The following is a 19598-nucleotide window of genomic DNA, read 5'->3' as shown; positions in this document are numbered from 1 at the left end:
AGGACGCAGCTCTCGGTGGCGATCCCGCAGAAGACTAGGTCGGTCCAGCCGGCCTGGCGGATCAGTTCGTCCGCCTCGGGGGTGAACAGCGTGTATGCCGCGACGGCCCGTTCCGCTCGGGGGCGGCTCAGGCCGTGGCCACCGCGAAGACGTGGATCACACCGCCGTCCGTGGTGGCCGGCAGGGTCACGCTCGCGAGCTGCTTCCCCGCCTGGAGCGCGATCGGGGCGGTGGCGAAGACCTCGGTGCCCACCGGGTCCGTACCGCCGCCCTGGACGTCGCGGTACGTGGTGTGGACGGCGACCGTGTTGCCGAACGACGGCTTCTGCGCGCCGCCGCCCAGCGTCCAGTCGCTGAAGCCGATCTCCGCCTGCTGCGTGGTGCCGTCGGTGTACGTCAGCGTGGCCTGACCGGAGGCCTCGCCCTCGGCCGCGCTGCCCAGCAGGCTCAGCTCGGTGTCGCCGGAGGCGGACGCAACCTTCAGCACCTGCGGTTCGGTCCCGGCCACCTCGATGTTGTCCGGGTCGCCCGCTCCCACCTCGGGCCAGCCGAAGTCGAAACCGCCGGACGAGACCGTTCCGCCCGGTGCCGCGCCGGCCGCGGCGAGGGCCTTGGCCGAGTAGCTCCAGCCCTCACCGTCGAAGTTGGCCTGCGGATTGCCGTCGTCGGTGGAGATGCCGGTGCTGTTGCGGTTCCACAGCATGCTGTTCCGCTCGGCGACGGTCACCGCCGCCGACGTCTTCGGCAGCTCCTCTCCCGTGGACGACTTCAGTGTCACCGGGACCGTGTAGTGGCCCTCGGCCGTGTCCGCGGCGGCCGACACGGTGAGCTTCGCGCTCACCGAGCCGCGTGCCGGGACCGTGAAGTCGCCCTCCGCGGGGGTCACGGTGACACCGGCCGGCGCCTTCGCCGTCCAGTGAACGGTGGTGGCCTCCGTCTGGAGGCTCTGCACCTTGACGGTCGTCCCGGCGCCGCCCGACCCCGGCTCGACCTTCAGCTGATCCGGGGTCGCCCCGGTGAAGTACTTCAGACCGCCGCCGGGGAAGGACGGCGGCGCGTCGGCCTTCGCGGTGCCCCAGGAGGTGTCCGCCGTCGAGCCGAGGGTGTAGTCCAGCGTGCCGCCACGGGTGACGAGCGAGGCGGGGACCCACGGCTTCGTGGACGTCCGGCCGTTGACCTTCAGTCCGTGGATGTAGGTGTTGTCCGCCGAAGCGGCGGGTGCGTCGACCGTGATCGTCTTCCCGTGCCCGGTGTGCACCACGGCGTGCGGGAACAGGGGAGCGGAAAGGGTGAGATCGGCCCGGCTCGGGTTCTGCGGGTACATGCCCAGCGCCGAGAAGACGTACCAGGACGACATGGTCCCCGCGTCGTCGTTGCCGGGGATGCCGCCCGGGGTGTCGGTCCACAGCTGGTCCAGCTCCGCGCGGACCGTCTCCTGCGTCTTGTACGGAGCCCCCAGGTAGTCGTACAGGTACGGGGCGTTGATGTCCGGCTCGTTGGTCGCGTCGTAGCGCGTGTCGTCCTTCGCCGAGAAGTCGAACTTCCCGTCCGGCGTGTGGAAGAAGGCGTCCAGCCGCTTCACCGCCTGGTCGTCACCGCCCATCGCACCGGCCAGGCCCGCCACGTCCGAGTACACCATCCAGGTGTACCTGGCGCTGGACCCCTCGACGAAACCGCTGCCCGTACCCGGCGTGAAGGTGCCCGCCCAGGTGCCGTCGGCCTTGCGGTCGCGTATGTAGCCGCCCTGCGGGGTGGCGTTGGCGTCGAAGACGTTCGTCCAGTTGCCCGAGCGGTCCAGGAACCTCTTCGCGTCGGCGGTCCTCCCGGTCTGCCGGGACAGCTCGGACAGTCCGTAGTCGGCCGCCGCGTCCTCCAGGGTCTCGGCCGCGCCTCCCCAGCAGTGGCAGTTGTCCGCCGGTACGTACCCGAGCTCCAGATACTTGTCGAGCGCGGGCCGCTGGCCCACGCACTCGACGTTGCAGCCGGAGCTGTCCGAGTCGTTCGCCGTGGGCACGGTGGCCGCCCTGACGAGTGACTTCAGGGCGCCCTTGACGTCGAAGTCATGGCCGCCGAAGGCGTAGATCCCGGCGAGAGCCGCATCCGACGGATCACCCGACATCACGCTCGTCTTGCCGTTCTCCAGCAGCCAGCGGTCCCACTCGCCGCCGCGCTGCCCGGCATAGTTGTACAGCGACTGCGCGTAGTCGCTGCCCGCCCGCGGATTGAGCAGCGTCATGAGCTGCACCTGCGCGCGGTACTGGTCCCATCCGGAGAAGGTGCCGTACTGGGCCCGCTGGCCCTTGGCGAGCCGGTGCGGCTTGCGGTCGGCGCCGAGATAGCGGCCGTCCACGTCGCTGGTCAGGGTGGGCTCCAGCATGGAGTGGTAGAGCGCGGTGTAGAAGGTGGCGCGCTGGGCGTCGGTGCCGCCGCCGATCTCGACCGACCTCAGCGTCCTGTTCCAGACGCCGGCGGCCCGGTCCCTGACGGAGTCGAAGCTCTCGCGGGGCCCGTTCTCGGCCCGGAGGTTGGCCTCGGCGTTCTGCGGGCTGACGTAGGAGACGGCGACCTTGGCCCCGGCCTCGGTGGTTCCGTCGGCGAACGTGATGTACGCGCCCGAGCCCTTGCCCTCCACGGCGTTGCCCGACGAGCTGTACCCCGTACCGCCGGAGGCCGTGGTGGAGCCGGCCTTGACCGTGCCGTCCGTCCAGGTGCCGGTCTTCGCGAACGCCTTGTCGAAGTGTGCGGTGAAGTAGAGCGTGTAGAGGTCCTTGCGGTTGTTCGCGCTCTGCGGACCGCAGAAGTTGCCCGCCGTGACGGAACCCGTCACGGTCCGGGCCGCCTTGTCGATGCGCACGGTGGCGTCGGTGCTGCCGCTCTCCGAGTTCGAGGTGCGGAAGAGCATGCTCGCGGGCTTGCCCGCAGGGAAGCCGAACTTCCCCGAGCCGGTGCGGGCGGTGGTGGTGAGCGCCGCGGACGCGCCGTTTGCCAGGCCGACCTTGTAGTAGCCGGGCGACGCGGTCTCGTCGCTGTGCGAGAAGGTGTCGGCGTACTTCGCGTCGGTGGTGTCCGCGCTGGGCGAGGAGTCGACGTCACCCACGTACGGCATGATCGGGATGTCACCGTTGGCACCGGAGCATCCGACGCCGTTGAGGTGGGTGAGGCTGAAGCCGCGGATCTTCGTCGCGTCGTACTGGTAGCCGCCGGGAGCGGGCGTCGAGACCTGCTTCCCCCTCGAGTTCTGCGGACTCCAGGCCAGCATGCCGAACGGCTGCACCGCTCCCGGATAGGTGTTGCCCGCGTTGGACGTGCCGATCAGCGGATTGACGTACGACACGGGGTTCTTGACGGTGCCGTGCGGAGATGCCGCCGAGGCGGGGGCGGCCGTGGTGGCCGTCCCCAGCGCGGCCATGGCGGCGACCGCGACGGAGCTGATGACTCTGAGCCCGGTGTGCGTCCGGTGGTTGTGCGTGTCTGACACCGTTCCTGCCCTTCGTGTATGACGAACGGTCAACGCGGTGGGAGCGGGCCCGCCGTGACCACTCCGGAACGGCGTCGCCCCGACAACGTTGTCAACGACGTGAGGATGCTCCTCCTGCCGCTCCGGGGTGTCAAGGATTCCCGGAATCCTGCCGTCCGGACCGGTCGGGCCGTGGGGGAGGGGGTACTGGGACGAACGGCGCATACCCCACGCGCGGCCGCCGCGAGCTGGGCGGTCTCGCGGACGGCGCCGGTTTACGGGACGGGGGATCAGTGACTACCGTGCGGGGAATGTTCCGCAGTCACCTCATTCCCGTAAACCCTCTAAGACGAGCAATGGTGCGCGCAGGTTCCACCGTTGAGGGGGGAGAAATACGTGAGTGAGTCACTGCGGCCGTCCGGGCATCGGGCGGCGGCGCTACTGCCCGGACCGCGGACGGCGGAACCGGACGAGCGGTCGCCGCGATCCGCCACCCGGGGGCCGACGGCACCGGCCGGGACCGGCGGCGGCGGGGCGCGTGACGCGTTCTTCGACAACGCCAAGTACCTGGCGATCGTGCTGGTCGCGATGGCACACGCGTGGGAGCCGCTGCGGGGTGACAGCCGCGCCGCGGCCGCCCTGTACATCACGGTCTACACGTTCCACATGCCGGCGTTCATCGTGATCTCCGGCTATTTCTCGCGCGGCTTCGACGCGAGCCCGAAGCGGGTCAAGCGGCTGATCACGGGTGTGGCCGTGCCCTATGTGATCTTCGAGGTCGCGTACACCGTCTTCAAATGGTTCGCCGACGACGACCCGGGCTATCCGATCAGTCTGCTGGATCCGTGGTACCTGACGTGGTTCCTGGTCGCGCTGTTCATCTGGCGGCTGACCACGCCGCTGTGGAAGAACGTCCGGTGGCCGCTGTCGCTGTCCCTCGCGATCGCGGTCCTGGCGGCGGTGTCGCCCGACATCGGGGACGACCTCGACCTGCAACGCGTGCTGCAGTTCCTGCCGTTCTTCGTACTCGGCCTGGTGCTCAGGCCCGAGCACTTCCAGCTCGTACGACGCCGGGAGGCCCGGATCCTGGCGGTGCCGGTCCTCGCCGCCGCGCCGGCCTTCGCCTACTGGGCGGCTCCCCGTATGAACACCGCCTGGTTCTACCGCCGCGACAGCGCCCAGGAGCTGGCGGCGCCGGGCTGGACGGGCGCCGTCATGACGCTCGCCATGTTCGGCTGCTCGGTGGTCCTGGTCGCCTGCTTCCTCGCCTGGGTGCCGCGCCGCAGGACGTGGTTCACGGCCCTCGGCGCCGGCACCCTGTACGGCTACCTCCTGCACGGGTTCCTCGCCAAGGGCTCCCGCTTCTGGGGCTGGTACGACGCGCAGTGGCTCAGCACGCCGCTCGGCGAGATCGCGGTGACCCTGATCGGCGCCGCGGTGATCAGCGTGCTCTGTACGCCACCGGTGCGGCGGGTCTTCCGGTTCGCGATGGAGCCGGAGATGGCGTGGGCCTTCAAGGCGCCACGGCCGGACGCCGAGGTGTCGCGCGCCGGGTCGTCCCGGGGGAGCGGGGCGTAGGGAGCGGGCCGTAGGGCTCGGCGGCGTTGCGCGGGATCGTCGAGGGGAGCGGAGTGGGCGTGCCGCGCAGGGACGGCGGCACGCCCGGGAGCCTGGACCTCGACGGCCTACAGGTCGAATTCGTTCGGTGTGATGCCGGCCGCGAAGCAGGCCTCGCGGACCACGGCGCGCTCGCTGTTGTCGAAGTTGCCGTCGGCGCCGCCGATGACGATGCCGATCTGGATGACCGCACGGGCCTCGGTGGGCTTCTTGCCGACCTTGCCGATGGTCTGGAGGAGGCTGACCTTCCCGATCTCGAAGTCGGAGGTCAGCTGCTGGCAGTAGTCGTTGAACCGGCGCTGCAGATCCTCGGCGGGGAAGTTCTGAAGTACTTCGTTCCCCGTGATCAGGGAGGCCACCCGCTGCCGCTCGGAGGGGTCGATGGAGCCGTCGGCAGCGGCCACGAGGGCGCACATGGCCATGCTCGCGTCGCGGAAGCCACCGCTCTTGAGGTCGTTCTTCTTGGCGTTGAGCTGCGTCTGCATCGTCGAGGCCGATTCCTTGATGCGGTCCCACAGTGCCATGCGAATTACTCCAGGGTCGGTCGTAGTGGTGAGTGCCGGCGGATGTGCGGAGGAGAGGGTCTGGCGGGAAGGCCTACAGGTGCGCGGCGACGGCCGGCATCAGGTCCTGGAAGGTGCGCCCCTCGGCCGGGCTGCCGATGGCCGTCATCTGCCATCCCGCACCGGACCGCTGGACCTTGGCCATGATCTGCGCGGTGTGGCGGCCGCCGCCGGTCAGCGTGTACCGCGCCAGTTCCTGCCCGGTCGTCTCGTCGACCAGGCGGCAGAAGGCGTTGTCGACCTCCTCGAAGGTCTGGCCGGTGAACGAGTTCACGGTGAAGACGATCTGATCGACGTGCGCCGGGACGCGCTGCAGGTCGACGACGATCGACTCGTCGTCGCCGCCCTCGCCCGCGCCGCCGACCCGGTTGTCGCCGGTGTGCCGCACCGATCCGTCGTCGCTGGTCAGGTGCTGGAAGAAGACGACGTCCTGCGGGGCCTGGCCGGCGAAGAGGACGGCGGAGGCGTCGAGGTCGATCTCACGGGCGGTCAGCCGGGCCAGGAACCCCCTGCGGGGCGCGGACTTCCAGCCCAGCCCCATGCGTACGACGGTGAGTTCCCCGCCGCCGGTCTTGGTGAGGCTGATCTGCTGGCCCTTGGTCAGATTGACGGTCATGGCTCCACTCTCGGCAGGGTGCGGTACGACGGTGACCCGGACCGGGTCAGAGGCTGACTCCGAAGTCGGCGACGATGCCGCTGAGCCCGGCGGCGTAGCCCTGCCCGACGGCGCGGAACTTCCACTCGGCGCCGTTGCGGTACAGCTCGCCGAAGACCATGGCGGTCTCGGTGGAGGCGTCCTCGCTGAGGTCGTAGCGGGCGATCTCGGCCCCGCCCGCCTGGTTGACCACGCGGATGTAGGCGTTGCGGACCTGCCCGAAGCTCTGGCCCCGGCTCTCCGCGTCGTGGATCGAGACGGGGAACACGATCTTGGCGACCTCGGCCGGCACGGCGGCGAGGTCGACCTTGACGATCTCGTCGTCCCCCTCGCCCTCGCCCGTCAGGTTGTCACCGGTGTGCTCGACCGAACCGTCGGGGCTCTTCAGGTTGTTGTAGAAGACGAACTGGTCGTTCGAGGGGACCTTCCCGGCCTCGTCGCACAGCAGGGCACTGGCGTCCAGGTCGTAGTCCGTGCCGGTGGTCGTGCGGACGTCCCAGCCCAGTCCGACGAGGACCGCCGTGAGTCCCGGGGCCTCCTTGGTCAGTGAGACGTTTCCGCCCTTGGCGAGGCTCACACCCATGTCTTCTCCCTCTACGCATCGTTGCGCCCACGCGTGACCGGGCGGGCACCGAATGACAACACCTGAAATCTACAGCACTGTAGAGTTTGCGTGCGGGGAAGCGGCCCCGGGCTTCGACGGGCTCACGAGGCGTCCGAGCGGCCGGTAATATGCCCCGGCGCCCGGCATGTGAACGAGTGGCAGGGCAGCCGTGCGAAAGGGGCCGCGTCGTGGGCGCAGAGAAGGACGGCCGGCCGGGGGAGCCGCGGGCCCGCCGACGCGGGCAGGGCGAACTGGAGACCCAGGTGCTGACCGTGCTGGGCGGCGCGAGCGAGCCCGTCACCGCGGCATGGGTGCAGGAGCGTCTCGACGGTGGTCTGTCGTACAGCACGGTCATCACCATCCTGACCCGGCTGCTCGACAAACAGGCGGTCACCCGTACGGGTTCGGGTCGCCCGGTGCTGTGGCAGTCGACGGCGAACGGGGCAGGTCTCACCGCCTTTCGGATGCGCCGGCTCCTCGACCAGCGGGACGACCGGGACGCCGTGCTCTCCAGCTTCGTCTCGGCGCTGTCGCCGGACGACGAGGATCTGCTGCGGTCGCTGCTCAGCGAGAGCGGCCCCGGCCAGGCCGGCCGGCCCACGGACGAATCGGAGAGCTGACCGATGGGTGTCTTCGTCTGTCTGCCCCTGGTCCTGCCACTCACGGCGCTGCCCATCGCACGCCTGGCGGAGCAGCACCTGCACCCGCGAAGCGCCGCCCGTCTGCTCGCGACCATCGCCGTGATCCTGGCGTCGTGCAGCACGCTCTGCCTCGGTCTGCTGGTGGTGGTCGGCACGGCCCAGCTGCCCGGCAACCCGCTCCCTGACGGCTGGTCGGACGACGAGGTCAGGAAGGCCGTTCCGCACGACAGGTTCGTCGGCAAGACGGCGATCGCCGCGCTCACGGCCGTGGCCGTGGCCTGCGCGGCCACCGTATGGCGCCACTGCCGTTTCCGCTCCCGTGCGCACCGGACGCTGGCCGGGCTGTCGACGACGGCCGAGGTCGCCGTACTGCCCGACGGTGTGCCGTACGCGTACGCCCTGCCGGGCTCGCCCGGCAGGATCATGGTCTCCTCCGCGATGCTCGACTGTCTGACGGCGGCCGAGCAGCAGGCACTCCTCGCGCACGAGCGGGCCCATCTCGCCGGCCGGCACCACCGGCTGCTGCTCGCCGTTCAGCTGGCCGGGTGCGCGAACCCGCTGCTGCGTCCGCTGCGCGCGGCCATCACTTACAGCACGGAGCGCTGGGCCGACGAGGAGGCGGCCGTCACCACCGGGGACCGGCGGCTCACGGCCCGTACGGTCGGCAAGGCGGCGATCATCTCGCACCGGGCCGTCACCGAGACCGTCCCGGCCTTCGCGACGGCCGGCCCCGTCCCCCGGCGGGTCGCCGCGCTGCTGGGCCCTGTGCCGCCGGAGCAGGGCTGGCCGCCGGTTCACACCCCGACGGGGATCGCGGCGTTCGTCGCGGCGGCGGGATCAGCCTTGTCCACGCTGTCCTCGCTGAACGCGGCCTTCGCGCTCTTCGTCGCACTCGAAGCGGCGACGCCGCTGTAGCCGTCGGGGTGCCCGGTTCACCAGCCTCGGTGGAACCGTGAAGCCGGCCAGCACCCCGCCGGGGCCACCGGAGCCCCGGTCCGCTCCTCCCCGGCACGCCGTCAGCGCAGCGACTCGGGCAGCTTCTCCCGGTGGACGATGCCCAGGCGCTGCGTGGCACGGGTCAGCGCCACGTACAGATCGCTGGTCCCGAAGCGGGCGGGCTCCACGACCAGTACATGGTCGAATTCGAGCCCCTTGGCCTGTCGCGGGTCGAGCAGAACCACCGGGCAGGCCAGATCGGGCTCGGCGCCGGCCGTGACTCCGTCCAGCGGAGCCGCGATCTCCTCGTGGAGCGCCACCGGAGCGATCACCGCGAGGCGCCCCTCGCCGGGTGTCAGCTCCGAGACGGCCAGCGCCACCGCACCGGCCAGATCCTCCCCGGACTCCCTTGTCCACGGCACCTCGCCGGTGGACCGCACCGAGCCCGGCGGCTCGAAGGAGGGGTCCTCGGCCCGTACGACCCCGGCGGCCAGCTCCATGATCTCGGCCGGCGTGCGGTAGTTGACCTTGAGCGTGGTGTGTTCGAAGCGGTCACCGACGTATGGCGCGAGGATCTTCTCCCACGAGCCGACACCGGCCTCCTCGGAGGTCTGCGCGGGGTCCCCGACCAGGGTCATCGCGCGAGTCGGCGAACGGCGCATCAGCACCCGCCACGCCATCGGCGACAACTCCTGCGCCTCGTCGACGATGATGTGCCCGAACGCCCAGGTCCGGTCGGCGGCGGCGCGCTCCGCCGCGCTGCGGTGATCGGCCTCCTCCTGCCGCTCCGCCATCCGTTCGGCGTCGATGATGTCGTGCGCGGCGAGCATCTCGGACTCCTCGTCCTCGAACTCGTAGGACTCCGAACCCCTCGACAGCTCCAGAACGCCCTGCGCGTACGCGATCCGCTCCTGGCGCTCGGCCTCGGCGGCGGCCCGCTCGGCGCTGTCGTCGACCCCGAGGAGTTCGGCCACCTCGTCGAGCAGCGGGACGTCGGCCGGCGTCCAGTTCCCTTCGCCGGGGGCACGTCGGATGGCTTCGGCGTCCTCGGCCGGTACGTACACGGGGCCGGCCAGAAAGTCGGTGAGGAACCGCTCCGGGGTGAGGGGCGGCCACAGCTCGTCGACGGCGGCGTGCACCCCCTTGCTGAGGGCGACGTTCCTGCCGAGCTGGGCGACATCGTCAGGCCCGAGGAAGTTGGGACCGCCGTACGGGTCGGCGCCGATGCGCTCGGTGAGCTGCGAGGTGAGGGCGTCGATGATCCGGAACGCGAAGTGCGGGCGGGCGAGGTTGTGGGGGAGCCGGGTGTCGCGGGCCGCCTGCCGGGCCTCGTACGCGATCTCCCAGTCGAGCACGAGATCGCCGTCGTCGTGCGCAATGACCAGCGGGGCGCCGGGCTCGGGCAGCCGCTGCCGGTCGCGGACGGCGAGGGCGAGCGCCTCTGCCATCTCCTCACCGCCCTTGACGGCGGCGGCGCGGCCCGTGTCGGTGCCGTCGGCGTGGACCCCGGGGAAGAGCTCTGCCTGGGTGGCGAGCAGGACACCGGTCTCACCGAGCGCGGGCAGCACCTCGCCGATGTAGCGCAGGAAGGCCGGGTTGGGGCCCACGATCAGGACGGCGCGCTTGGCGAGCAGCTCGCGGTGCTCGTACAGCAGGAAGGCCGCCCGGTGCAGCGCCACCGCTGTCTTGCCGGTGCCGGGTCCGCCCTCGACGACGAGAACACCGCGGTGCGGGGCGCGGATGATGCGGTCCTGCTCCGCCTGGATGGTCCGCACGATGTCGCCCATGCGGCCGGTGCGGGCGGAGTTCACGGCGGCGAGCAGCACGGCGTCGCCGCTCGGGTCCTCGAAGCCGGTGCGCTCCCGGTCCCCGAGGTCGAGGATCTCGTCGTGCAGCTCGGTGACGACGCGGCCCTCGGTGGTGATGTGCCGGCGCCGGCGCAGGCCCATGGTCGTGTGACCGGTGGCGAGATAGAAGGGGCGGGCCACCGGTGCGCGCCAGTCGATCAGCAGAGGTGTGTGCGCGGTGTCGTCCTCGCGGATTCCGACCCGGCCGATATGGTGCGCCGTGCCGCTGGAGAGGTCGATCCGGCCGAAACACAGCGAGCCGTCCACGGCATTCAGGGCAGCCAGCAGACCTGAGCGTTCAGCGACGAGCACATCGCGTTCGAGCCGGGCCTGCAGACCGGTTCCGACCGGCGTCAGCGCGTCCTGGACGTGCTGGGCGGCTACTCCGCGCAGCGCATCGACACGGTCGTAGAGCCGGTCGATGAATTCCTGCTCCTTCTGCAATTCGGAGCTTTCCCGAGTTGACAAAATGGCTCCTGCCGGATATGGTTTTGCTTAGTGGCCCCCGATGAGGGGCCTTTTCTGTGGGCGCACAGAAACACTCAATATACTCGGGAGAATCCCCGGTCCGCAATTGCGGACCGGGGATTTCTTGTGCCGCCGGACAGCGGCTCCCCCTGCTCCGGAGGGCTCCGCGGAGGGTGGTGTGGGTCAGTTCCAGCGGTCCTGGTTGATGAAGTGGCTGAAGCCGCGCCAGGAGTTGGGGCCCATCTCGCCGTCGATGGGGCCGGTGTAGCCGTTCTGCGCGGCGAGTCGCTGGAGAGCGGCCCAGGTGTTCGTGCCGGGAACCCCGTCGATGGGTCCGGTGTAGCCCCAGTTCCGCAGGTTCCGCTGGAGCGCGGCATAGGTGTTGACTCCGGGGACACCGTCGATCGGGCCGGTGTAACCCGACTCGATCCGCAGCCAGTTCTGCGTCCGCTGCCACATCACCGGACCGGGAACACCATCCTGCTCCGTCGACGTCTTCGGCAGCCCACCACCGCCGCCTCCTCCCAGGTAGTCCAGCGGGTTGACCCGAGTGCCGCCCGGCGTGATCAGATGCCAGTGCACGTGCGGTCCGGTGGAGCTACCCGAGCCGGGGGCTCCGACGGCACCCCCGGAGTACCCGACGATCCCTCCCTTGCCGACCGAGGTGCCGTTGGCCAGCAAGAACTGGGACAGGTGCATGTACTGCGTCCGGTACCCGTCGCTGTGGGTGATGGTCACCGTGTGCCCACCGGTACCGTTGTCCGGGATATTCGTGATGACACCGGCGCCCGCCGCCGGCAACGCGGTGCCGACGCCCATCCCGTAGTCGAGTCCGCCCAGCGAGCCGTCGTTGAGGTGGTCCTGCCAGGTACCCGTGATCCGGTAACCGCTGAACGGGTTGTAGATGTCCAGCGCCTGTGCGGCATTCCCCGAGAACAGCACACCGCCGGCCGCCAGGCCCAGCGTGGTGACCGAGCCCCGCAGCAATGTGCGCCGGCTCATCTCGATCCGCAGCCGAACCCCCCGGCCGTCGTCGGTCCCATGGTTCTTGTGCACGTCAACTCCCTTGTCATTACTGCGACTTGACTTGCCAGAGCGAGGCGGAGCCACGGTAACCTACGCGCATAGATTTTGATAAGCACATGACACACCCCCGACGGGCACACGGCACATCCACTGCCGGGAGCCCCACCCCCTCACCGGAGGAAACATGCGCAGGAGAAACCTGATTCGCGCCGCCGTGGCGACGGCCCTGACCCCGGCCGGGATACTCACGGCCACCGGTGCCGCGACCGCCGCCGGTCCGGTCCGCGGCCAGGCGGCCGACCTGGAGGGCCTGGACGTCTCGAACAACCAGATCGGCATCGACTACGCCCGCGCCGCCGCGGAGGGACGGCAGTTCGTCATCGTCAAGGCCGGCGGATGCCAGCTCACCGAGGGCCCCTACACCTCGTCCTCGTATCCCGGCCACATCGACGGCGCCCGCGCCGCGGGACTGCGGGTGGGCCACTACTGGGTGTCGGGAGACTTCCTCAGCCCCACCGCCGCGGCCGACTACTTCGTGGACCACCTGCACGACTACCGCGTCGGTGACGTGCTCGCGCTGGACGTCGAGGTGCTCGACGACTCCACCCGCCTGTGGAACGACGCCGATGTGTCCGCCTGGTTCAACCGGGTACGCGAACGCGTCGGAAGCTACGTGCCCTGGTTCTACATCAGCACAGGCGCACTGCGCGCGGGCACCTGGACCGCCACCGTCGCCGCCGGTGCCCACTTGTGGGCGGCCTCCTGGGGAGCCAACGACGGCACCTGGCCCGGCGCACCCGACCTCGGCGGCCACTACCCCGACTGGGCCGCCCATCAGTACACGTCCGTGGGCTCCACCGGCGGCGCGTCCCCCGTCGACCTCAGCCGCGCCCGCTCCTGGGCGTTCGACCTCACCGAGCCGACCGACCCGCCGCCGTCCGGTGGTGGGCTGCCGAAGACGTCGACGGAGCAGGATGGTGTTCCCGGTCCGGTGATGTGGCAGCGGACGCAGAACTGGCTGCGGATCGAGTCGGGTTACACCGGCCCGATCGACGGGGCCCCCGGAGTCAACACCTATGCCGCGCTCCAGCGGAACCTGCGGAACTGGGGCTACACCGGACCCATCGACGGGGTTCCCGGCACGAACACCTGGGCCGCTCTCCAGCGACTCGCCGCGCAGAACGGCTACACCGGCCCCATCGACGGCGAGATGGGCCCCAACTCCTGGCGCGGCTTCAGCCACTTCATCAACCAGGACCGCTGGAACTGACCCACACCAGTCATCCAGGACGCGATGGACCCGGCGTCCGATCCGGACCTCGGGGCCCGGTTCGCGGCGTCGGCCCGTCGCGTCCTGGCGGACCTGGTCCGTGACGGCGCCGCACTGCGCGCGAAGGCGCGACTGAGTGAAGTAGTGCCTTGGCGTCAGGTCGTCAGGTCGTGATGGCGCGAAGGCGTGGAAGCGGCCCACTCGCCTTCCGTGGCCCTAGGCTGCCAGCCGACACCATCACGGCCACGGCCACTGCCATCACCACCCTCGACTCAGGAGCGCGCAAGATGTCCGACCCCCTCCAGAAGCACCCGTATCCCGACGCGTTTCGGCCTGACGAAGTGCCTGCCCCGCACGCGCTGCTCGCACCGCTGACCGGGTTCCTGGGCACCTGGACCGGGCGGGGCCGCGGTGAGTATCCGACGCTCGCCGAGGAGTTCCGGTACGCGCAGGAGGTGACCTTCAGTCACGACGGGCGGCCCTTCCTCCACTACGAGGCGCGCGCCTGGCTGATCGACGCGGAAGGCGCCCCGCAGCGGCCGTCGGCCCGGGAGAGCGGCTGGTGGCGGATGCAGCCGGACGGGCGCGTGGAGGCGCTGATCACCCAGCCCACCGGTATCGCCGAGATCCTGACCGGCCGCGCGGCCGACGGCGCGGCCGACCTCGCCACTCATCAGGTCGCTCTCGCGCCCACCGCCAAGGAGGTCAGTGCCACCCGCCGCCGCTACACCTTGACGGACGACGGCACGCTTGAATTCGTCCATGACCTCGCGGCCGTCGGCCAGCCGCTCCAGCACCACCTTTCGGCGCGGCTCCGACGCGAGGGCGGACGTTAGGCCGTATCCGCGGGCCCGTGTCAGGACGTCCCGCAACCGGGCCGTGAGCGTCTTCGGGCGCATCACTAGTTTCCATCTATTTAGATCCATCATTAATGATGGATCGATCCGACCTGCCCGTCACGGGAGTGAGCCTTGGTGAAGGCCGTCAAGATGTCCTGATTGAGTGATTAATCGGATTCTAGATCAATTATCATCAAGAATCCCTTTTCTGTTGCTCAAAGATGCTGAATATAGAGCAAATCACCCTTTTCGGTCTCAGTGGTCAGCGTCACTCTCCCGGTCTCGAACGCGGGGCGTCGGGCTTCGGTTCCCTGTTGTGCCAAGAAAGTTGACTTCCTCGGGAAGGTCTGATGGTGAGCATTTCCTTTAATTGATCTTGCGAATCAATTGAGATCTCGAATTCAGGGCTTGTTTCGCTCGGTGTTTCTCGCTTACGGTCACCGTCAATCCGGATGGAACGCCGAATCCTGCCGCCGTCCGGTAACCCGACCCACTCACGTACGGCAGGAGCGGGGGACCCAGGTTTGCCGCCGGTCCGGTATCCGGAGCGGCTAGGGGTGAAGTCGCCATCACGTGCGGCCGGACATCTCCAGTCCGAACCCGACAGCTCACCTCGCAGGCGGCGGAGAGGAAATAAGTCATGCCCATCATGGGTAAGCACCGTCGTTCCAAGTCCACCTCCCTGACCCGCGGCTTCATCGCCGTGAGCACGGGCGGAGCCGTTCTCGCGCTCCCCCTGATCGGGGCCGGATCGGCTTCTGCCGCACCGGCACACGCTGTCGTCGCAGAAAAGGCGGCGGCCCCGACTTCCCTTGCTGTCAAGGGAATTGCCGTCAGCAAGGCGGAGTCCACCGTCTATTCCGTGATCTCCGGTGATTCGCTTTCCAAGATCGCCCGTGGGCATTCGCTCAGCGGCGGCTGGGAGCAGCTCTACAAGGACAACCGGAGTGTGGTCGGCCACAACCCCGATCTGATTCACCCGGGCCTCAAGCTGACCATCGGCGCCAAGTCCGAGGCCGTCGCGCCCAAGGCGGCCCCCGCCGCCGAATCGAAGGCAAAGCCCGCGACCGAGTCCGGGCCCGCAGTCCAGTCCGAGCCCGCGGCCGACGCCTCGCAGTCGTCCGACCGGGCCGAGGGGACCGGCCGCGCCGACCGCTCCCAGCGGACGGTCACGCCCATCGCGGAGGAGACCGCCGCCACCGCTCCGGCGCAGGCCGCGACGGCGTACACCGACGACCTCGACGGCTGGATCAAGGAGTCGCTGGCCGTGATGGCCCAGAACGGCATCCCCGGGAGCTACGACGGCATCCACCGCAACATCATCCGTGAGTCCTCGGGCAACCCGCAGATCGTCAACAATTGGGACTCGAACGCCGCCGCCGGCACCCCGTCCAAGGGTCTCCTCCAGGTGATCCAGCCCACCTTCGACGCGTACCACGTGGCCGGTACCTCGATGGACATCCTCGACCCCGTCGCCAACATCACCGCGGCGTGCAACTACGCCGCGGCCACGTACGGCTCGATCGACAACGTCTTCGGGGCCTACTGACACACCTCGGCTCCGCCTCCGGGGGAAGCCGGGCGCAGGGGTGGGAAGGGGCCGAGCGGCTCCTTCCCACCCTTTTTCGCGTGCCGCCCACCCCTTTACGCCTTATATGGGGGCAAATGGGGCGCCAGGCCGTGCGGTGCGGCCCCCGGAGGGTTGACCTTCGACGGCGGACCTCTCGGCGGCCGGGCGGCCGGGGCGGAGCCTGCGGTCCTGCCCCGGCCGCCCTCCCCAACCGGGTGGGCGATGGCACTATGAACCTTTCATCCCGCGCGCTACCCTCCGCCGCATGATTTCCACGGTGGTCTGGGGTACCGGCAATGTCGGCCGCGCGGCCATCCGCGCCGTCGAGGCCCATCCGGCCCTGAAGCTGGCGCATGTACTTGTTCATGATCCCGGCAAGGTGGGCCGCGACGCGGGCGACCTCGCCGGGACCGGCCGCGATCTGGGCGTCGCGGCGACCGACGACATCGACGCGGTGCTGGCCGCCGCTCCCGGCGCGGTGGTGTATGCGGCCTCCGGGGACATCCGCCCCGACGAGGCGCTGGCCGACATCACCAGGGCCGTCCGGACGGGCGCGGTGGTCGTCACGCCCGCCCTGTACACGCTCTACGACCAGCGGAGCGCCCCGCCGGAGCTGCGCGAACCGGTCCTGGCCGCCGTCGCCGACGGCGGCGGCTCGCTGTTCGTCTCCGGTGTCGACCCCGGCTGGGGCAACGACGTACTGCCCCTGCTGATCAGCGGACTCGGGACCACGGTCGACGTGATCCGCTGCCAGGAGATCTTCGACTACTCCACCTACGACCAGCCCGACTCGGTCCGCCACCTGATCGGCATGGGCCACCCCATGGAGTACGAGCCGCTGATGCTCGCGGCCTCCGTTCCGACGATGGTGTGGGGCGGACAGATACGGCTGATGGCCAGGGCCCTGGGCGTGGAGCTCGACGACATCCGCGAGACCATGGCCCGGCGGCCGCTGGAGAGGACGGTGACCACCCGGACGATGGGCGAGTTCGAGGCGGGCACCCAGGGCGCGGTCCGCTTCGAGGTGCAGGGCATCGTCGAGGGTGAGCCCCGCATCGTCATCGAGCACATCACCCGCATCCACCCGTCCTGCGCCCCGGACTGGCCGTCGCCGCCCGACGGCGCCGGTGCCCACCGCGTGATCATCGAGGGCCGTCCGCGCATCGAGGTCACGGTCGAGGCCACCGACGAGGGCGAGAACCGCTCGGCGGGCGGCAACGCCACCGCGGTCGGCCGGCTGGTGAACGCCATCGACTGGCTGGTGGACGCGGAACCCGGACTCTACGACGCACTCGACGTCCCCCTGCGCCCCGCAGCCGGCAGACTCGGAAGGAAGCAGCCATGATCATCGACATCCCCGAGGGCCAGGAACCGATCGGCTACGTATGGGGCGACATGGTCCCGGGCATCGGGATGGCCGCCGCGAACTTCTCCCTGTCGGTGTACCAGCACACCTCGCTGGGCCTGCGTGAGTTCGAGGCCGCCCGGTTGCGGATCGCGCAGATCAACGGGTGTCTGTTCTGCCTCGACTGGCGCACCGAACGGGACGGCGAAAAGGTCGAGGAGGAGTTCGCCGACGCGGTGAACGAGTGGCGTACCGCGGGGGCCTTCGACGACCGGACCCGGCTGGCCGCGGAGTACGCCGAGCGGTACGCCCTGGACCACCACGGTCTGGACGAGGAGTTCTGGACCCGGATGACCGCGTACTACAGCCAGCGCGAGATCGTCGAGCTGAGCATGAGCATCGGCTCCTGGCTGGCGTTCGGCCGGCTCAACCACGTACTCGGTCTCGACGCCGTGTGCGTGCTGCCCGGCCACTGAGCAGCCGGATGCCCCGGGCTCCGCGTCTGCCCGCGCCCGGGGCGTACCCGGTGGGAGGCTGGTGCGCCGCCTCCTGCCGGCCGGCCCGCGCTCGGGCCGTTGTCACAGATCGGTGGCGATGATCTTCTCGATGTTCCGTTCGGCGAGTGCCGTGATGGTGACGAACGGGTTGACGCTGGTGTTGCCGGGGATCAGCGAGCCGTCTATCACGTACAGGCCCGAATACCCGTGCAGGCGACCGTAGTTGTCTGTGGCCTGGTCCAGCACCGCACCACCGAGCGGGTGGTAGGTGAGATGGTCGCCCCAGATCTTGTACACACCGAAGAGGTCGGTGCGGTAGATCGTCCCCTCCTTCGCGTTGATCTTGTCGAAGATCGTTTTGGCCATGTCGATGGAGGGCTGCTTCCACGCGGCCTGCCAGTTCAGGTCGACCTTGCCCGTCGCGGCGTTCCAGGAGAACTGGGCGCGGTTCGGGTTCTTCGTGATCGACAGGTAGAACGAGGCGAACGTCTCGATCCCGGTCGGCAGCGGCGCGACTTCGGCGAACGCGCCACCGGCGTCCCAGTTGTCGATGCCGCCGCAGGGGATGCTCGACTGGACCGCGCCGGTCGGGTCCCACAGGTGGTTGGCGCGCCCGCACATGACGTTGCCGTTGTCGCCCCAGCCCTTGCCGATCTCCTCGTTGAGGCCGGGGAGCTTGCCGGTGGCCTTGAGTTCGGTCAGCAGTTTGCTCGTGCCGACGCTGCCGGCCGCGAAGAACACCTTGTCCGCGGTCACCGCCTTGGTGGTCTCGGTGCTCCCGTCGGTGCGGAGCTGGTCGATGACGACCGTGTAGCCCCCGGCCGGCGCCGGGGTCACCGAAGTCACCTTGTGCAGAGGCGAGACGGTGACGTTGCCGGTCGCCATGGCCTGGGCGAGGTAGGTCTTCTGCAGCGACTTCTTGCCGTAGTTGTTGCCGTAGAGGATCTCGCCGTCCAGTGCCGACTTGGGTACGGTGCCGGCGGCCTCCTTCTCCATGTAGTCCCAGTCGTACACGTCGGGCACGAAGACGAACGGGAAGCCGGAGCGCTGGGCCTGCTTACGGCCGACCCTGGCGTACTGGTAGCAGTCGACGCTGTCGAACCAGGCCGGGTCGACTGTGCCGACGCCGAGGCCCGCGTTGGCGCGCGGGTAGTAGGTGGAGTACATCTCGTCGGTGTTGACCGTGGGGAGGATGGCGCCGAAGTTCTCCCGCCTGGGGGTGACCGCCATGCCGCCGTTGACCAGTGAGCCACCGCCGACGCCGCGTCCCTGGTAGACCGTGATGCCGCTGAAGTCCTCGGCGTCCAGGATTCCGGTGTAGCGGGGGATCGACCTGTCGATGGGGAAGCCGAGGAAGTTGCTGAGGGGCTGCTTGGTCTTGGTTCGGAGCCAGTACGAGCGGGCGTCGGGGCTCGTCGTGTTGGCGAAGATCTTGCCGTCCGACCCGGGGGTGTCCCAGGACATGCCCATTTCGACCATGTGGACGTGGATGCCCGCGCGGGCCAGTCGCAGGGCGGCCACGGAACCGCCGTACCCGGTGCCGATCACCAGGACCGGGACGTGCTCCCCGCTGCCGATCACCGTGGCCGCGGCACGGCTCGCCGCTCGGGCGGCGGTGGCCTGACCGGAGAGGGCCGCGGCCCCCAGGATGAAACTTGTTCTAGCGATGAATCTGCGACGCGAGACACCGCTCGATCCCTTGTCGGGTAAGCTTGAGTCCGTCATGTGACGTCCCTCACTCTCGATCGAATGGGAACGAGTTCTACTGGCGCTCGCACAAGAAGTCACTACATACCTGTGAGTAACTTCTTGGGTCCCGGCCGCTCGCCGTCCGTCGCGGCCCCCTCTGTCCCGGGGTGCGTCACCGGTGCATCGCGTGGATGCTGGGAAGGTCAGCGTTCCATGAGGAGGACAGTCATGAGCATGCTCGACAAGATCAAGGACCTGATCAAGGGGCACCCGGACCAGGCTCACCAGGGAGTCGAGAAGGGCGGCGACTTCGTCGACAAGAAGACGCACGGCAAGCACAGTGGCCAGGTCGACTCCGCCCAGAAGAAGCTCAATGACCAGCTCGGTGACCACCGACCGCCTGCCGACGACCGGTAGGGCGTGCTCCGGAGGTTCTGACGGCCCTCGTGCAAACGCAACGGGCCGGCCGCCGCAGTCGTCATCAACATCAACAACATCGTCATCGGCGGCTTCCGCTGCGGCGCCCTCGGATACGGGGCCTTCGCCCACGCGACCGGGCGCGGGCTGATGGCCG

General features: G+C 69.5%; 16 protein-coding genes, 1 pseudogene and 1 riboswitch. Of the genes and pseudogenes, 10 read left to right on the top strand and 7 right to left on the bottom strand.

Going from position 1 to position 19598, the window contains the following annotated elements; genetic code table 11:
* Positions 1–127: 127 nt before the first annotated feature.
* Entirely contained in the window at positions 128–3409 is a 3282-nt protein-coding gene (locus AB0I52_RS31660) for a GH92 family glycosyl hydrolase (protein ID WP_363078445.1), read from the bottom strand.
* A gap of 444 nt (positions 3410–3853) precedes the next feature.
* Here AB0I52_RS31660 and AB0I52_RS31655 point away from each other — a divergent pair, with 444 nt between their 5' ends.
* Entirely contained in the window at positions 3854–5035 is a 1182-nt protein-coding gene (locus AB0I52_RS31655) for an acyltransferase family protein (protein WP_363078441.1), read from the top strand.
* Positions 5036–5142: 107 nt separating this feature from the next.
* Here AB0I52_RS31655 and AB0I52_RS31650 read toward each other — a convergent pair whose 3' ends face one another.
* The 3 genes from AB0I52_RS31650 to AB0I52_RS31640 all read right to left on the bottom strand — a co-directional run bounded on the left by AB0I52_RS31650 (position 5143) and on the right by AB0I52_RS31640 (position 6875).
* Positions 5143–5598 (bottom strand): TerB family tellurite resistance protein, encoded by a 456-nt coding sequence (locus AB0I52_RS31650; protein ID WP_363078439.1) that lies wholly within the window; start codon positions 5596–5598, stop codon positions 5143–5145.
* A 73-nt stretch (positions 5599–5671) separates the two neighbouring features.
* Complete coding sequence (locus AB0I52_RS31645) at positions 5672–6253, bottom strand: TerD family protein (RefSeq protein WP_362956865.1); 582 nt, start codon at positions 6251–6253, stop codon at positions 5672–5674.
* Between the two features lie 46 nt (positions 6254–6299).
* Positions 6300–6875 carry a TerD family protein gene (locus AB0I52_RS31640; RefSeq protein WP_362956868.1) on the bottom strand — a complete coding sequence of 192 codons (576 nt, stop codon included), beginning with the start codon at positions 6873–6875 and terminating at the stop codon, positions 6300–6302.
* A gap of 209 nt (positions 6876–7084) precedes the next feature.
* On the opposite strand from AB0I52_RS31640, the gene AB0I52_RS31635 reads away from it, so the two are divergent.
* Positions 7085–7516 (top strand): BlaI/MecI/CopY family transcriptional regulator, encoded by a 432-nt coding sequence (locus AB0I52_RS31635; protein ID WP_363078437.1) that lies wholly within the window; start codon positions 7085–7087, stop codon positions 7514–7516.
* Between the two features lie 3 nt (positions 7517–7519).
* Complete coding sequence (locus tag AB0I52_RS31630; protein ID WP_363078435.1) at positions 7520–8452, top strand: M56 family metallopeptidase; 933 nt, start codon at positions 7520–7522, stop codon at positions 8450–8452.
* Between the two features lie 101 nt (positions 8453–8553).
* On the opposite strand, the gene AB0I52_RS31625 is transcribed toward AB0I52_RS31630, so the two are convergent.
* Both AB0I52_RS31625 and AB0I52_RS31620 read right to left on the bottom strand, forming a co-directional pair.
* Positions 8554–10764 carry a helicase gene (locus tag AB0I52_RS31625; protein WP_363078443.1) on the bottom strand — a complete coding sequence of 737 codons (2211 nt, stop codon included), beginning with the start codon at positions 10762–10764 and terminating at the stop codon, positions 8554–8556.
* 207 nt (positions 10765–10971) lie between these two features.
* Positions 10972–11844: a peptidoglycan DD-metalloendopeptidase family protein gene (locus AB0I52_RS31620; protein ID WP_363078433.1), complete on the bottom strand. Its 873-nt coding sequence runs from the start codon at positions 11842–11844 to the stop codon at positions 10972–10974.
* Between the two features lie 154 nt (positions 11845–11998).
* On the opposite strand from AB0I52_RS31620, the gene AB0I52_RS31615 reads away from it, so the two are divergent.
* The 5 genes from AB0I52_RS31615 to AB0I52_RS31595 all read left to right on the top strand — a co-directional run bounded on the left by AB0I52_RS31615 (position 11999) and on the right by AB0I52_RS31595 (position 17314).
* Positions 11999–13084, top strand: a complete 1086-nt coding sequence (locus tag AB0I52_RS31615) for a GH25 family lysozyme (RefSeq protein ID WP_363078431.1) — start codon at positions 11999–12001, stop codon at positions 13082–13084.
* Between the two features lie 287 nt (positions 13085–13371).
* A complete protein-coding gene (locus AB0I52_RS31610) occupies positions 13372–13920 on the top strand; it encodes an FABP family protein (protein WP_363078429.1) in 549 nt (182 codons plus the stop codon).
* 451 nt (positions 13921–14371) lie between these two features.
* A riboswitch (cyclic di-AMP (ydaO/yuaA leader) is annotated at positions 14372–14560 on the top strand.
* 3 nt (positions 14561–14563) lie between these two features.
* Positions 14564–15472, top strand: a complete 909-nt coding sequence (locus AB0I52_RS31605; protein ID WP_363078427.1) for a LysM peptidoglycan-binding domain-containing protein — start codon at positions 14564–14566, stop codon at positions 15470–15472.
* Positions 15473–15758: 286 nt separating this feature from the next.
* Positions 15759–16838 carry a dihydrodipicolinate reductase gene (locus AB0I52_RS31600; protein WP_363078425.1) on the top strand — a complete coding sequence of 360 codons (1080 nt, stop codon included), beginning with the start codon at positions 15759–15761 and terminating at the stop codon, positions 16836–16838.
* Positions 16835–17314: a carboxymuconolactone decarboxylase family protein gene (locus AB0I52_RS31595; protein WP_363078423.1), complete on the top strand. Its 480-nt coding sequence runs from the start codon at positions 16835–16837 to the stop codon at positions 17312–17314. The genes AB0I52_RS31600 and AB0I52_RS31595 overlap by 4 nt, the downstream gene beginning before the upstream one ends.
* 102 nt (positions 17315–17416) lie before the next feature.
* Here AB0I52_RS31595 and AB0I52_RS31590 read toward each other — a convergent pair whose 3' ends face one another.
* Positions 17417–19060 (bottom strand): GMC oxidoreductase, encoded by a 1644-nt coding sequence (locus AB0I52_RS31590; RefSeq protein ID WP_363078421.1) that lies wholly within the window; start codon positions 19058–19060, stop codon positions 17417–17419.
* 192 nt (positions 19061–19252) lie between these two features.
* Between AB0I52_RS31590 and AB0I52_RS31585 the strand changes: the two genes are divergently transcribed.
* Complete coding sequence (locus AB0I52_RS31585; RefSeq protein ID WP_363078419.1) at positions 19253–19441, top strand: antitoxin; 189 nt, start codon at positions 19253–19255, stop codon at positions 19439–19441.
* A gap of 63 nt (positions 19442–19504) precedes the next feature.
* A pseudogene (locus AB0I52_RS31580) lies at positions 19505–19598 on the top strand (RimJ/RimL family protein N-acetyltransferase); the annotation flags it as partial.

Source organism: Streptomyces sp. NPDC050423, assembly GCF_040655445.1.
Taxonomy (GTDB): Bacteria; Actinomycetota; Actinomycetes; order Streptomycetales; family Streptomycetaceae; genus Streptomyces.
The sequence above is the reverse complement of the archived record's forward strand: the minus strand, read 5'-3'. Positions and strand labels throughout refer to the sequence as shown.

Excerpts from the sequence above, each read along its gene's own strand:
- AB0I52_RS31610 (WP_363078429.1), top strand. The coding sequence starts at position 13,372 with ATGTCCGACCCCCTCCAGAAGCACCCGTATCCCGACGCGTTTCGGCCT.
- AB0I52_RS31645 (WP_362956865.1), bottom strand. The coding sequence starts at position 6,253 with ATGACCGTCAATCTGACCAAGGGCCAGCAGATCAGCCTCACCAAGACC.
- AB0I52_RS31650 (WP_363078439.1), bottom strand. The coding sequence starts at position 5,598 with ATGGCACTGTGGGACCGCATCAAGGAATCGGCCTCGACGATGCAGACG.
- AB0I52_RS31615 (WP_363078431.1), top strand. The coding sequence starts at position 11,999 with ATGCGCAGGAGAAACCTGATTCGCGCCGCCGTGGCGACGGCCCTGACC.
- AB0I52_RS31595 (WP_363078423.1), top strand. The coding sequence starts at position 16,835 with ATGATCATCGACATCCCCGAGGGCCAGGAACCGATCGGCTACGTATGG.
- AB0I52_RS31660 (WP_363078445.1), bottom strand. The coding sequence starts at position 3,409 with ATGGCCGCGCTGGGGACGGCCACCACGGCCGCCCCCGCCTCGGCGGCA.
- AB0I52_RS31640 (WP_362956868.1), bottom strand. The coding sequence starts at position 6,875 with ATGGGTGTGAGCCTCGCCAAGGGCGGAAACGTCTCACTGACCAAGGAG.
- AB0I52_RS31630 (WP_363078435.1), top strand. The coding sequence starts at position 7,520 with ATGGGTGTCTTCGTCTGTCTGCCCCTGGTCCTGCCACTCACGGCGCTG.
- AB0I52_RS31585 (WP_363078419.1), top strand. The coding sequence starts at position 19,253 with ATGAGCATGCTCGACAAGATCAAGGACCTGATCAAGGGGCACCCGGAC.
- AB0I52_RS31600 (WP_363078425.1), top strand. The coding sequence starts at position 15,759 with ATGATTTCCACGGTGGTCTGGGGTACCGGCAATGTCGGCCGCGCGGCC.
- AB0I52_RS31590 (WP_363078421.1), bottom strand. The coding sequence starts at position 19,060 with ATGACGGACTCAAGCTTACCCGACAAGGGATCGAGCGGTGTCTCGCGT.
- AB0I52_RS31605 (WP_363078427.1), top strand. The coding sequence starts at position 14,564 with ATGCCCATCATGGGTAAGCACCGTCGTTCCAAGTCCACCTCCCTGACC.